The sequence below is a fragment of the Pseudomonas sp. LBUM1641 genome (genome assembly GCF_059716235.1).
The window spans coordinates 3,115,817-3,130,008 of sequence record NZ_CP166815.1; the positions used below are offsets into that span (position 1 = coordinate 3,115,817).

10 protein-coding genes are annotated in these 14,192 nt (G+C 63.3%); all 10 read right to left on the reverse strand.

Features of this window, described 5'->3' with window-relative positions:
* Positions 1-39 precede the first annotated feature (39 nt).
* Positions 40-699: a glycosyltransferase family 2 protein gene (locus tag ACA046_RS14175; RefSeq protein ID WP_497676802.1), complete on the reverse strand. Its 660-nt coding sequence runs from the start codon at positions 697-699 to the stop codon at positions 40-42.
* The gene (locus ACA046_RS14180) at positions 696-1,295 is read right to left on the reverse strand and encodes an SAM-dependent methyltransferase (RefSeq protein ID WP_459028598.1); all 600 of its coding nucleotides are present in this window, start codon (positions 1,293-1,295) and stop codon (positions 696-698) included. Before ACA046_RS14180 ends, ACA046_RS14175 begins: the two co-directional genes overlap by 4 nt.
* Positions 1,292-2,050 (reverse strand): PIG-L deacetylase family protein, encoded by a 759-nt coding sequence (locus ACA046_RS14185; RefSeq protein WP_459028600.1) that lies wholly within the window; start codon positions 2,048-2,050, stop codon positions 1,292-1,294. The genes ACA046_RS14180 and ACA046_RS14185 overlap by 4 nt, the downstream gene beginning before the upstream one ends.
* A complete protein-coding gene (locus ACA046_RS14190; protein WP_459028602.1) occupies positions 2,047-3,045 on the reverse strand; it encodes an acyl-CoA dehydrogenase family protein in 999 nt (332 codons plus the stop codon). The genes ACA046_RS14185 and ACA046_RS14190 overlap by 4 nt, the downstream gene beginning before the upstream one ends.
* A gap of 1 nt (position 3,046) precedes the next feature.
* A complete protein-coding gene (gene glgX, locus ACA046_RS14195; RefSeq protein WP_459028604.1) occupies positions 3,047-5,206 on the reverse strand; it encodes a glycogen debranching protein GlgX in 2,160 nt (719 codons plus the stop codon).
* Positions 5,207-5,328: 122 nt separating this feature from the next.
* Positions 5,329-5,595 (reverse strand): DUF2934 domain-containing protein, encoded by a 267-nt coding sequence (locus tag ACA046_RS14200; RefSeq protein WP_459028606.1) that lies wholly within the window; start codon positions 5,593-5,595, stop codon positions 5,329-5,331.
* Between the two features lie 24 nt (positions 5,596-5,619).
* A complete protein-coding gene (locus tag ACA046_RS14205; RefSeq protein ID WP_459028608.1) occupies positions 5,620-8,376 on the reverse strand; it encodes a malto-oligosyltrehalose synthase in 2,757 nt (918 codons plus the stop codon).
* Positions 8,373-10,457: a 4-alpha-glucanotransferase gene (malQ, locus tag ACA046_RS14210; RefSeq protein WP_459028610.1), complete on the reverse strand. Its 2,085-nt coding sequence runs from the start codon at positions 10,455-10,457 to the stop codon at positions 8,373-8,375. Before malQ ends, ACA046_RS14205 begins: the two co-directional genes overlap by 4 nt.
* Positions 10,454-12,205: a malto-oligosyltrehalose trehalohydrolase gene (gene treZ / locus ACA046_RS14215; RefSeq protein ID WP_497676803.1), complete on the reverse strand. Its 1,752-nt coding sequence runs from the start codon at positions 12,203-12,205 to the stop codon at positions 10,454-10,456. Before treZ ends, malQ begins: the two co-directional genes overlap by 4 nt.
* Positions 12,206-12,222: 17 nt before the next feature.
* Positions 12,223-13,782, reverse strand: a complete 1,560-nt coding sequence (glgA, locus tag ACA046_RS14220; protein WP_459028614.1) for a glycogen synthase GlgA — start codon at positions 13,780-13,782, stop codon at positions 12,223-12,225.
* Positions 13,783-14,192: the final 410 nt, after the last annotated feature.

Genomic DNA, 14,192 nt, shown 5'->3' on the forward strand with positions numbered 1-14,192 from the left:
TGAATCGTCGCTTTAACACCGCCGAGTGTCGCAATTTTTTCAGGAGGCTTGCATCAGGCTCTTCAGGTAGTCACCGAAGCCGCCCTGTGCGCGGCAATCCAGGCGGGCGCTGGTAATCACCTGGGGCGAGTGGCTCCAGGCAATGGAAGCCCCGCAGCGCTCCAGTTGGCGTACCAACTCCACGTCTTCATGGCAGGGCAACGGCTCGAAACCGCCGGCCCGCACGTACGCACCCGCGCTGATTCCCAGGTTGGCACCGTGGATATGCCGATGCCCGTCCCGGGCCTCATAGGCCTGGTGATAGCGAATTTGCGCCGCCGGGTCGAAGCCTTCGCTCCAGGCATCCACCGTCACCGTTCCACATACCGCATCCACACCCAAGGCCAGTTGCGCCACCAGCCAGTCGGGGGCCACGCGACTATCGGCGTCGGTGCAGGAAATCCAGCGCGCGCCATTGTTGAGCAAATGCCGCGCACCCACGCCGCGCACGTGGCCCACGTTACGCGCCTGCACTTCCAGGGTTTGTACCTGGTACTCGCGGGCGATCATCGCGCTGCGATCGCTGCAACTGTCGAGCACCGCGAGAATCTGCACCTCTTCACCCAGCAGACCTGGATGACTGGCCGCGACCATCGCGGCTTTCAGGCATTCAGGCAGCAGTTTTTCTTCGTTGTGCACGGGTATCAGGATGCCGATCATCGCAGTCCCTCCAAGGTGGCGACCGTAGTGCCGTCCCGGCTCCACAGGTCCAGTAGAAAATCGCTCTCGTGATGCTGCACCAGGTGTGGCATGCCCAGTCGTTGGGCCAGGCGCGCGTGCACCTGTTCGGCTGTCTGCGGGCAACCGTCGATGGGCGGGCGCCAATGGCAGGCGAGGATTTGTCCGTCAGGCGTCAGGCAGGCCAGGGCGCGATCGATCAGCCCGTCAAAGTCCTTCGGATCCAGGTAGTAACACAGCTCGCTGAGCACGATCAGCTCGAAGGTCTCGCTGGGCCATTGCTCCGGCAGGCGGCTCTGCTGCACGGTGGCGTGGCTGAAGCCGCGCAGCCGCGCCTGTGCCAGGCTGACCGCCGCTTGCGCCGTGTCACAGCACAGCAGGCGGTCACAGCGCGGGGCCAGCTCGAAGCTCAGCTCCCCGTTGGCGCAGCCAGGCTCGAAAATCGAGGCGTAGCGGGGCCGGGTCAGCAGGGCCAGGGTCAGGGCCCGCTTGCGCCGCTCGTACCAGCGTTGGCGAAAGGCCCAAGGGTCGTCGTTGCCGGCAAACAGCTCATCGAAGTAGGGGGTGGCGACGCTCATACAAACACCACTTCAAAGGGTTGCAACAGGCGCTCCAGCACATAAGGTGCGAGCACCGGCGGCAGGCCGATCTGCGGGTCGCCCTCCAACTGGCTGGCGAACGCATGGATTGCGTGCCGTTTACGGGCCACGGCTTCAGGCGTCAGGAGAATTTTGCGAGCGCGATCCCAGGGCACCTGGCTGTCTTCCGGGGTTGCCCAGTGCCAGGTCCACACGGGCAGTTCCAGCAAGGTTGCGCCCACGGCCCGGGTCGCCTTGGCACTGGCGCGGCCCACGGCCTCGTGGTCGCAATGGCCGTCTTCGCGCCAGGTGGTGAAGACCACGTCGCCGGGCTTGAGGTAGCGTTCGATGAAGCGGCTCAGGTCTTCTTCACCCGCCGCGACCTGACTGTCGCTAAACCCGGCCCGTAGCCATTTCAGGCTGTGTAATGGCAGCCCCAGTCGGTGCAGGGCCTGCGCCGACTCTTGCGGCCGCACCACGCTCAGGCGTTCCACCGGCCAGCGGCGTGAGCCGGGATGACTGGCGCTGCCATCGGTGACGGAGATCAGCAGGATGGGCCGGTCCAGCGCGGCAAGGCCTTGCAACAGGCCGCCGCAGCCAAGGACTTCGTCGTCCGGATGCGGGGCGATGATCACGGCGCGGCTGCCCTCAGGCACCAGGTCGGCTATGTCCACGCAAGGCAGCTCGGCCAGACGCGAGGAGCTTTGCCACAGGTGCAAGGGCGTGCCCTGGCCGACGATTGGATTGATCTTCATAGTTCCCATCTCCCTGGGCGCGCTTCGGCGACTTGTTGACCAAGGGCGGCCAGGTCGCGTTCGGCGTGACTTTGCCGCAGGTACACCGGCAAGTCGGCCATCAACTGAGCAAAATGCGGGTCCTTGCAATACGGCCCGGCGCCCAATGCTCGGCCGACATGGTGAATCACCTGGTCGACGGTTTCTTCGATGCAGGCCCGTGCCTGTTGTGCCAATAGCCGAGCATCAGCCTTGGGCTGCCGGTCGATGTGGTTGGCGCTGTCGCGCAGCACACAGGCCGCACTGTGCAAGGCGCTGTCGACGCTGCCAAGGTGAGCCAGGGCGTGGGGTTCCGGGCGTTTTGCGCACTGCTCGCGCAAAGCCTCGGCCAGGCGTTGTGCCGCGCCGTACCAGCAGGCGGCGATCCCGATGCCGCCTTGCCAGAAGCCCGGGCGAGCCAGGTAGTCTCCAGGCTTGCCGATCGCCAGGCCAACGGCGTCGCTGAACAGCACTTCAACACTGCCGGTCTCCGCCATGCCCACGGCGGCCCAGCCGTCATCGGTGACCGTCACGCCCGGCTGGTGCATTTCCACCGCAACCAGTTGCTGGCGATCCTCTTCGTCCCACGCCGTTAGTAACCCGTGGCTGACCACCGCGGCACCCGAGCACCAAGCCTTGCGGCCCTCCAGCCGCACACGCTGGCCGTCACGCCGGATCCGCACCTTCGCGGTTGGCGGCTCGGCGGCCCACATGCCCCACGTACTGCCAACAGGCGGCAAGGGGCTGTCGAGTTCAGCGATGATCGCCAGGGCGTCAGTGTGGCCTTCAAACAATTTGCACAGCCGCAGGTCATGGCCGGCGACTTGCGCCAGCCGGCTGAAGCGTTCCAGAGTTTGCCCGCTGCCCGGCAAGGGCAGTTGGTCCAGGCCTTCCTCCACCAAAGCCCTCAGCGCAGCGCCAAGGGCCTGGGTGTCCGGGTAATCCCGGTAGCCGCGAAGAAATTCATGCAAGGCCATGTCACACCTCGTCCTCATGCTGCAATTCAAACAGCAACAGTGAACGCCCGGTGACAGCGTATTCGTGATCGAAATCGAAGCGCTCCTGGCCCCGCACCGCTGGCTGGTTGGTGTCGAGCATGCACGTCCAGAAGCCGCCATCCGGCACCGGTGGCAGGCGAAAATTGACCATGTCGTGGTGGGCGTTGACCACCAGCAACAAGGTGGCATCGGCCCCCGGGCGGCGAATCCCGGTTTCCTGGGCGCGGCCATCCATCAGCATGCCGAGGCAGCGGCCGTGGCTGTCTTGCCATTGCTCGATGGTCATTTCATCACCACTTGGCGCGAGCCAAGTGACGTCCTTCACGCCGATGTCTTCGTTGTAGTCGCCCACCAGGAAGCGTCCGCGACGCAGGATCGGGTACGCCAGGCGCAGCTTGATCAGGCGCTTGACGAACTTAAGCAGGGCCTTGCCGTCTTCATCCAGTTCCCAGTTGATCCAGCCGATCTCGCTGTCCTGGCAGTAGGCGTTGTTATTGCCGTGCTGGGTGCGGGCGAACTCATCACCGGCCACCAGCATTGGCGTGCCCTGGGCCAGCAGCAGAGTGGCAAAGAAGTTACGCATCTGGCGCAGGCGCAGTGCGTTGATTTCCGGGTCGTCGGTGGGGCCTTCGACACCGTGGTTCCACGACAGGTTGTTGTTGCTGCCGTCCTGGTTGTTCTCGTCGTTGGCCTCGTTGTGCTTGTCGTTGTAGGACACCAGGTCGTGCAGGGTGAAACCGTCGTGGGCGGTGATGAAGTTCACCGAGCTGTACGGCCGGCGACCCCGCTGGTTGAACATTTCGCCCGAGGCCGTCATGCGCCCGGCGAAGTCCGCCAGTTGGCCGTCGTCGCCTTTCCAGAACGAGCGCACGGTATCGCGGAAGCGGTCGTTCCATTCCACCCAGCCCGGCGGGAAACCGCCGACCTGATAACCACCTGGGCCGCAGTCCCACGGCTCGGCAATCATTTTCACCTGGCGCAGCACCGGGTCCTGGCGGCAGGCCACGAGGAAACTGTGGCGCTCGTCGAAACCGTCGCGGTAGCGGCCGAGGATGGTTGCCAGGTCGAAGCGGAAACCGTCGACGTGCATCTCGGTGGCCCAGTAGCGCAACGAGTCCGTGACCATCTGCAGCACACACGGGTGGCTCAGGTCGAGGGTGTTGCCGGTGCCGGAATCGTTGATGTAGAAGCGCTTGTCATCGGGCATCAGGCGGTAGTACGAGGCGTTGTCGATGCCGCGCATGGACAGGGTCGGGCCTTGCTCGTTGCCTTCGGCGGTGTGGTTGTAGACCACGTCCAGGATCACTTCCAGCTTGGCTTCATGCAGGTGCGCAACCATCTCCTTGAATTCGGCGATCTTGCCGCTGGCCAGGTAGCGCGGGTCTGGGGCAAAGAACGCAATGCTGTTGTAGCCCCAGTAGTTGGTCATGCCTTTTTGCAGCAGGTGCTGGTCGTTGACGAAGGCGTGCACCGGCAGCAGTTCCACCGACGACACACCCAACTGGCGAATGTGCTTGAGCACATCGTCAACCATCAGCCCGGCGCAGGTACCGCGCACTTCTTCAGGCACCGAAGGGTGGCGCATGGTGATGCCGCGCAAATGGGTTTCATAAATGATCGTGCGGTCCCACGGCGTGCGTACCGGCTGGTCATTGCCCCAGGTGTGGGCCGGGTCGATGACTTTGCACTTGGGCACGAAGGGCGCGCTGTCGCGTTCGTCGAAACTGAGGTCGGCGTCGGGGTGGCCGATGGTGTAGCCAAACAGTGCTTCCGACCATTTGAGTTCGCCCACCAACTGCTTGGCATAGGGGTCGATCAGCAATTTGTTGTGGTTGAAGCGATGACCGTTGGCCGGGTCATACGGACCATACACGCGATAGCCGTAGATCAGCCCTGGATGGGCGTCGGGCAGGTAGCCGTGAAAGGTCTCGTCGGTGTATTCGGGGAGTTCGATACGCTCTAGCTCAACTTCGCCGCTGTCATCGAAAATGCACAGTTCGACTTTGGTGGCGTTGGCCGAGAACAGCGCAAAGTTAACCCCAAGACCGTCCCAGGTCGCGCCGAGGGGGAAGGGCAAACCTTCACGAATCCGCGACGGCTCGTTTTCCGGCGTCGATTTGGGCTTGTTGGGTTTGCTCATGGAAGTGCTCCTGCAAGTAGTTTTTCCAGGCCGAACGAGGCCTTTCTGGCGTTAAGCCAGTTAAATATCGTGGGTTGGTTGGCCTCCTGCGGTGCGGGCGCACGCGCAGGAGGATCTTCGGGTCAGGGCGCCTTGGGCTTCTTCGCAGCAGGCTTTTTCGCCGCAGGCACTGCGCTTGGCTTGGCTGCCGGTTTGGCTGCTGCCGCTGCCGGCTTGGCTTTAGGCTTGGCCTTGGCGGCAGCCTTGGGCGATTTGGATGGCGTCAACGCTTCGGCTTCCGCCAGTTTGCGCGCCATCTCCCAGTGTCGCGCGTCCTCGCCGTGGGGTTTGCCTTCCGACTCCCAGATCTGATGCGCCAGTTCGCGTATGCGTTTGTCTTCAGTACTCATCGCAATGCTCCTCACAGAAAATTTTCAGCTTTCTTGATCATCAGGATTGATAAAGACATTGACCGGGAAATCCCCCAGGGCAGCGCTGATCATGAGCTCCTTGTTTGGTGTGACTGCGCCTGTTCGGAAAAGTCCCTTCCAATTTTGGGTTGGTGCGGCGAACGGTAAACGGACCCGGGTATCGCCCCAAATCTGCGCGTTGATCAGCGGATGCACACCGTTTTCAAGCAGCCGGTGAGGCCAGCGGGGCACCACCACCAGTAGCTGTTTACCCTGGTATTCACGGTAGAAAGCGACCACCCGTTCGGCGTGCTCGCCCACCACTTCCAGAGGTTCGTAAGTGCCTTGGCGAAACAGCTGCGGATACGTCTTGCGCAGCGCCAGGACCTGGCCGATCAACGCCTGTTTTATGCGCCCGTCATGCCAGTTGAACATCAGCTCGCCGATGTCCGGCGGCGTGTGCAACCCCTGTTCTCGCGCGTGAAAATCCACCGGCCGGCGGTTATCAGGGTCTACCAGAGTGAAGTCCCAGAACTCATCGCCCTGATACAGATCCGGCACGCCCGGCACGGTGAGGCGAAGCAAGGATTGCGCCAGCCCGTTGACCGCGCCCGCCGGGGCGATGGCCTGGGCGGCTGCGCCGATGGCGTCGCGCAGAGCCTTGCCGGAGTCTTCCAGCAGCAGCCGTGACAGGAACGCTTCGACACCTTGTTCATACAGCTCGTTAGGCGCGCTCCAGCTGCTTTGCAGCTTGGCCTCGCGCAGGGCTTTTTGTTGCCACTGCCAGAGGCGCTGATGATAGTCCGCCAGGCCCTCGGCATCATCGCGATGCAGGTCCAGCGGCCAACTGCCGAGCAGCACCTGATAGAGGATCAACTCGTCACCGGCTGATGGAGTGTTGGCATCGCTGCGCAAGCGGGCGGCGAGGGTGCGCCATTGCTCCACCTGTTCGGCATACCACTCGGCGCATTCGCTGAGCACCGCCAGGCGTGCACGGGTGTCTTCGCCGCGCTTGTGGTCGTGGGTCGCGGTGGCCAGCAGGTTGTCGGGGAAGGTGCCCAGGCGCTGCTGGTTGACGGCGTGGAAGTCCTCCAGCGGTGCGCTGAATTGCTCGGTGCTGAAGCCCACGTCATTGCGCGACAGCAACACGCCCGAGCGATAGAACGCAGTGTCTTCCACGGCCTTGGCGGCCGCCGGTGAGGTCAGTTGCTGGAAGCGCACGCAGGCATGCTTGAGCATCTTGCGTTCGCGGCCCAATGGGCGGTCACGCCAGGGTTGGCCGCCGAGCCATTTTTCCAGGTAGTCGAGCACCGGCCAGTCGCCTTCGCTCAAGGTGCTGCGCGCACCCGCCAGGGCTTGCAGGAAAAATACGTCGTCCAGTTCGCTGCGGCCCCGGGCGCTGATGTAGGTGCGGTACACCGGGAAGTGCACGATCAGTTCCTGCAATGCCCGGCGAATCGCACCGAGGGTCAGGTCGCGGCTCATCACATCGTCCCGGGCCACTTGCAGCAGGGCCTGGGCCACGCTTTCGAAGTCGCCGGCCAGGGAGCCGTTGAGTATCTGCTGGCGAGCCAGCCACGCTTCTTCGATAAACGAAGAGGGGCGTTCGGTGTGGCGCGTCCACAACTCGGCCAGGGGCTCGAAGCCATCCGGGTCGTGTTGCAGCAACGACAGCTGGTTCATGAATTCGTAGCCGGTGGTGCCGTCCACTTGCCAGTCTTCACGCAGGGTTTCGCCTTCGCCGAGGATCTTCTCGACGAAGATCGGCAAGTGCCGCCCACCGGCCAGGGAATCCACGCGGCGGCGTAATTTGCGGCAGTAACCGCGAGGGTCGGCGAGGCCGTCGATATGGTCGATACGCAGGCCGTCGATCAGGCCTTCGCTGATCAGCTGGAAGATCTTGCCATGGGTGGCCTCGAACACCGCGCTGCGTTCAACCCGCAGGCCGCCCAGCTCGTTGACGTCGAAGAACCGCCGCCAGTTGATATCGTCCGCCGCCGTGCGCCAGCTGGCCAGGCGATAGCTTTGTTGTTCCAGCAGGTTGTGCAGGCGGGCAAAGCCTTCAGGCTGGCGCGCGTCGTAGAGGCTGAGGTTGTCTTCGATGGCCTTCAGGGTTTCCGGATCACGGGCAGCTTCGACCAACTGCTGTTTCAGCGTGGCGGCCTGGGGGTAGGCGTCTGGCTGGTAGGCCAGGCCGCTGAAGCGATCGGCCAGCGTCTTGATCGGCAGCAGTTCGCCGTAATCTCGTGGGCAAATCGGGAAGCGATGTTCGTAGTGCTCGACGTAGAAGCTGCCGTGCTGCGGGTCGAAACGCAGGGGCAGAGCGCCGGTTTGCAAGGCTTCGCCGTAGTCGCTGCCAAGGAACGGCATCAGCAGTTGACCCTTGAGCAGCGGGTCTGGCGAGTGCCATTGAATGTCGAAGAACTCGCTGTAGGGACTCAGGCGGCCCCATTCCAGCAGGTCAAGCCACCAGAGGTTATCGGCGCCGCCGACGGCCATGTGGTTGGAGACGATGTCGAGGATCAATCCCATCTCGTGTTCGCGCAGTGCAGCTACCAGGCGACGCAGTGCGGGTTCGCCGCCCAGCTCGGGATTGACGGTGGTGGGATCGACCACGTCATAGCCGTGCATGGAACCGGCACGGGCGCTCAGCAGCGGTGAAGCATAAAGGTGGCTGATGCCCAGCTCGGCGAAGTACGGCACCAGGGGCACGGCGTCGTCGAGGGTGAAGCCCTTATGAAATTGCAGGCGCTGGGTGGCCCGTAGCGTCAATGGCTTCATCGGTCACGCTCGTGGGCCTGGATGCGCGCTACGGCCAGCAGCTCAAGGCGGCGGGCGGCGTTTTCATCGTCGAGCAGAGTAGCCGCGTCGCCCGGCAGTCGGCGCCGCCAATTCGGATGAGTATCGGTGGTGCCGGGCAGGTTGGATTGCTCTTCAACCCCCAGGGCATCCTCCAGCGGCAGCAATACCAACGGTGCCCGTGTGTGGCCCAGGTAGCGCACGCTGGCGTCGATGACATGATCGGTTTCGTTGCGCACTTCATCGGTGAAGTTCTGCGGGTCCTGGCTCAAGGCCTGGCGCAGCGCCTGGCGTTCCCGCAGGCGGTGGTCGCTCCATTGTTCGACGGTGGGAGCATCGATCAGGCCCAACTGGATATTCCAGTCGATATCGCGGCTGTGCCACCAGCCGTTCAGGGTCGGTAAATCGTGGGTGCTAGTGGTGGCCAGCGCGTTGTCCGGCCAATCCAGAATCGGCTTGAACTGGCCGTCGTGGCCTTGCTCGAACAGCAGCACGCGCATGCCAAGGATCGAGCGGGCGATCAGTTTTTCCCGCAGGCCGTCGGGTACGGTGCCGAGGTCTTCACCGAGGACGATCGCCTGATGGCGGCTCGACTCCAGCGCCAATAAGCGCAGCATGTCGTCCACCGGGTAATACAGGTATGCACCTTCACGCGGTGAGGCATCCATCGGGATCACCCACAGGCGTTGCAGGCCCATCACATGGTCGATACGCAAGCCGCCGGCATGGGCGAAGTTTGCCCGCAGCATTTCGATAAAGGCGCGAAAGCCATTGCGCTTGAGGCCTTCGGGAGAGAACGCGGAAATGCCCCAGCCCTGGCCTGCGCGGTTAAGGATGTCCGGTGGCGCACCCACCGTGAGTTCCGCCAGCAGTTCATCCTGACGGCTCCACGCCTGGCTACCGCCGCCGTCGGCGCCTACGGCCAGGTCGGCGATCAACCCGACGCCCATGCCGCTGCCGCGCGCCGCTTGTTGTGCGCGCTCCAGGCAACGGGCGATCAACCATTGGCTGAAGGCGTAGAAGCCGATTTCATCCCGATTGGCTTCGGCAAATTGCACCAGCGCCGGGCTTTGCGGGCTTTGCCAGTCCTCGGGCCAGTGACGCCAGTCGAGGCTCTCGCCGCTGGCCGCACGTTCGGCCTGCACGGCTTCGAAGCGGCAGTGGTTTTCCAGGGCTTCACCGCCAGCCTGGCGGAAACTCAGGAAGTCGGCGTGTTGCGGGTGGTCGCCCCGGCGGAAGTCTTGATACAGGGTGCGCAACAGGCGCTGCTTGGCTTTGGCAGCGGCCGGCCAATCGATCAGCGATTGCTGCTCAAGGTCATGCAGCTCGTCGGCCAGTCCGCTGGCTTCGATGGCGATTTGCACCGCACGTTCGCCAAGGATGCAGCCGGGGGAGGCGTACAAGCTGTTGAGGAACAGGCGGCTGGACGGGGAATACGGGCTGAAGCGTTCGGTGTCGGCGCTGAACATCGCGTGCATCGGGCTGATGGCCAGGGCATCGGCGCCGCGTTCGGCAGCAGATCGGGCCAGTTGCTCCAGGGCCTGAGTGTCGCCAAAGCCTCCGTCGCCACTGCGTCGCAGGGAATACAGTTGGGCGCTCAGGCCCCAGGCGCGGGCGGTTTCGGTGTCGACCGCTTCAGCGACGGTGTAGCAATGAGTCGGTGCCACGGCCAGGGTGAAATGCTGGTCGGCGATATGCACCTGTTGGTAGCCCACCGGGATCGATCCGGACAACACCGCATTATCGTCCAGGCGCAGGTCCAGCACGCTGTCGTCTTCGAGGTGAATCTGGCACGGCGTACCGGGGGCGAAGTAGCGTGCCAGGTCGAGGCCCGCGCCGCTGTCGACGGTCATCAGGGGCGGCAGGTGCTTGTCTTGCTGCACGCGCTCCAGGTCTTGCAGGCTGGCTTCGATCTCGGCGTCGCTGTCGGCCGGGTGGCCCAGGCCTTTGAGCACGGCGCGCAGGGCGTCGGCTTTGACATGTTGCGGGCGGCCATTCGCGTCGATCCAATCGACGGCCAGGCCCGCTCGGCTGGCGAGTATTTCCAATTGCGCGTCGCTCAAGGGTGCTCTCCAACAGGGGAATGGGTGAGGCTGACGCGGGCGCTGAAGGGGGCCAATTGTTCGGCCCCGCTGGCCTGCGTCACAAATAGGAGGTGCTCGGCGGCCGGGTAGTTCAGAGAATCGGCGCTCAGGTTGAGGTCGATCTGCAGCAGGCTGCCATTGCCCAGGCGCCAGCGCGCCGTGACCGCGCCCACCGCCAGCACTTGCGCGCCCAGGGCGACGCTGCCCGGCAGGTGCGGCACGATGTGTTGGTGGCGCAGGCTCAGTAGCTGGCGGTAGAGCTGCGAGTCGCCGCAGTCGGCGAGGGCGGGCGCCGAGCGGCGGAAGGTTTGCAGGGAATTGGGGTCGGGAATTCGTTCGCGGCGTTCAGGGTCGCTGAACGCGGCAAAGTCGGCAAACTCGTTGCGCCGGCCTTCGCGTACCGCCTCGGCCAGTTCGCCGTGGTGATCGGTGAAGAACAGGAACGGTTCTTCTGCGTTGACTTCGTCGCCCATGAACATCAGCGGGATCATCGGCGACATCAGCAACAGGGTCGTCGCGGCGCTCAGGGCCTGAGGCGAACACAGTTGATGCAGGCGTTCGCCCAGGGCGCGGTTGCCGATCTGGTCGTGGTTCTGCAGGAACAGCACAAAAGCACTGGGTGGCAGGTGGCCGCTGGGTTCGCCCCGTGCGTGGCCATGGCGCGTGGTGTGGCCTTGGTAGATGAAGCCTTCACTCAGGCAGCGGGCCAGTTTGCTGGTGGGGTCTTCGGCGAAGTCGATGTAGTAGGCGTCGGTTTCGCCGGTGAGCAGCACGTGCAGGGCGTTATGGCCGTCATCGTTCCACTGCGCATCGAAACCGCGCTCCAGCAGGCTGGCCTGGTTGAATTCGTTTTCCAGCACCAGCCACACATGGCGGCCGGTGTCGACTTGCTGGCGTACTTTTTGCGCCAGTTCCTCAAGAAACTCGGGATCGTTGATGGCGTGCACGGCGTCCAGGCGCAGGCCGTCGAAGCGGTATTCCAGCAGCCACATCAGCGCGTTGTCGATGAAGAAGTCGCGGACCTCACGGCGATCAAAATCGATGCCGGCGCCCCAGGGTGTGTGCACGTCTTCGCGAAAGAAGCCTTTGGCGTAGGTGCCGAGGTAGTTGCCGTCGGGGCCGAAGTGGTTGTAGACCACGTCAAGAATCACCGCGAGGCCATGGTGGTGCGCGCTGTCGATCAACTGTTTCAGTTGCTCGGGCGAACCGTAGGAGGATTGGGGGGCGTAGGGCAGGACGCCGTCGTAGCCCCAGTTGCGTTCACCGGGGAATTGCGCGATGGGCATCAGCTCAATGGCGGTGACGCCCAGTTCGGCGAGGCGCGGCAGTTGTTTTTCGACCTCGGCGTAGCCCCCCAGTACGCCCACGTGCAACTCGTAGATCACCGCTTCGTGCCAGGGCCGGCCTTGCCAGTGGCTTTGGCGCCACTGATAGGCCAGGGGGTCGACCACCACGCTGAAGCCGTGAACGTCCGTGGCCTGTGCCCGGGAAGCCGGGTCGGGAACGTCCTGTTCGCCGTCGATGTTGTAGCGGTAGCGTGTCCCCGGTGGGCATTGCAGCTGCACCACAAACCAGCCATCGGCCTGGGGCAGCATCGCGACCGATTTACCTTCTTCAAATTCAACGCTGACATAAAACGCGTCTGGCGCCCACAAGGCGAAACGGGTGTGTTCCGCATCCAGCATGATCGCGCCGTGGGGCCAGGTTTCCAGAGTCCTTGACGGCATCTATGAAGACCTCTTTTTTACTGTTTCCCCGATCTTCCCAGCGCTTTCGCTACCAGTTGCTCATAAAGTTCGGCATAGGGTTCCACTGCCTGGCACCAGTTGAACGGTGCGGCCATAGCCCGGCAACGCATGGCGTTGAGCAAGCCTGGGAAGGCGAAAACCTTGAATGCGCGGCTCAGGGCCGCTTTATAGCTTTCGACAGTGGATTCGTTGAACAAGAAACCGGTGACGCCATTCTCGATGGTGTCGGCCAGGCCGCCGGTGTTGCGGGCGACCGGCAACGAGCCGAAGCGCTGGGCGTACATCTGGCTCAGGCCGCAGGGTTCGTAACGGGATGGCATCAACAGGAAGTCGCTGCCGGCGAACATGCGCCGGGCGTCGGTCTCGTTGAAGCCGATGCGCACGCCGATCTGGCCGGGAAAGCGCAGGGCCAGGGCACGCATGGCTTGCTCTTCTTCCGGCTCGCCGCGACCGATGATCGCGATCTGGCCGCCGTTCTCGACAATAAAACTGGAGACCGCTTCGGTCAGGTCCAGGCCTTTCTGGTAGACCAGTCGTGACACCACGGCGAACAGCGGGCCGGTGGAGTCGTCCAGGCCGAACAGGTTGCGTACATGGGCGGCGTTCTGTGCCTTGCCTTCCCAGTCACCGATGTTGAAGGGGTGAGTCAGGTGCGGGTCGGTAGACGATTCCCAGCTTTCATCAATGCCGTTGGGAATACCGCTGAGCAAGCCTTGCTGGGTCTTGCTGGCGAGGAAGCCATCCAGACCGCAGCCGAATTCGGGGGTGGTGATTTCCTGGGCGTACGTGGCGCTGACCGTGGTGATATGGCTGGAATACGCCATGCCGGCCTTGAGGAACGACAGCTTGCCGTAGAACTCCATGCCTTCCTGTTGCAAGGCGTGTTCGGGAATCCCCAGCTCAGGGCACGAGGCCAGGCTGACCACGCCTTGGTAGGCGAGGTTATGAATGGTGAACAGCGTCGGGGTACGTGACCCACGCCAGTGCATATAGGCCGGCGCCAGGCCGGCGGGCCAGTCATGGGCGTGCACCAGGTCCGGGCACCAGTGGATTTGCGCCAGGTTGGCGGCAATATCGGCGGCGGCCAGGCCCAGGCGGGCGAAGCGGATATGGTTGTCGGGCCAGTCACGGCCGTTGTTGGCGCCATAGGGCGTGCCTTCGCGCTCATACAGTTCGGGGCAGATCAGCACGTAGATGACCAGGCCATCCTTGAGGTCCATGCGCCCGATCTTGCACGGCGGCAGCGCAGCGTGGCCGCCCAGCTCACCGATGATATGGATGGGGTTGTCGCTTTCCAGCACCTGCGGGTAGCCGGGGATCAGCACGCGCACATCGTGCAGGTGCGCCATGGCGCGGGGCAGGGCGGCGGACACATCACCCAGGCCGCCGGTTTTCACCAGGTCGGCAATTTCGGAAGTGACAAACAGCACTTTCTTGCGATTGGGATTACGACTTTGAACCGGCCGCAGCGTGTTTGGAAGGTCAACCAAAGAGGTCGGCCCGCCAACCGGCTGACTAAAACGCTCTCCCTGAGTATCTACAGCGGCACTGATCATAGTTCTCTCCCATGTGTTGGTCGGCTGATGGCATATGGCAATCAGCAAAGGTTGACCGCATCCTGCGGCCAGGCGCACAAGCGCTACACAGACTGGCAAGCCTTATGCCAGTTGTGCTGGAGTCTTGAATTGAGTGGATGGACGGGCGTTCGGTGTGAACCGTCATCGCTCGCCTTACCTTAAACCTGACCTACGGCAGAGTTGGAAAGTTTCGATTTTTTGCGGGGTTTTTGTTTTGAATCGGACCCATCGGTCATGAGTCTAGGACAGATCCTAGAGCCCGTGGGGTCTGTAGGAGATTTTTGTAGGACAAAATTTTTTTCATGTGCGGGAAGTACCGTTCTCCTCTGGTGAGACGGCCCTTTGTGGCGAGGGGGCTTGTCCCCCGTTGGGCTGCGCAGCAGCCCTGG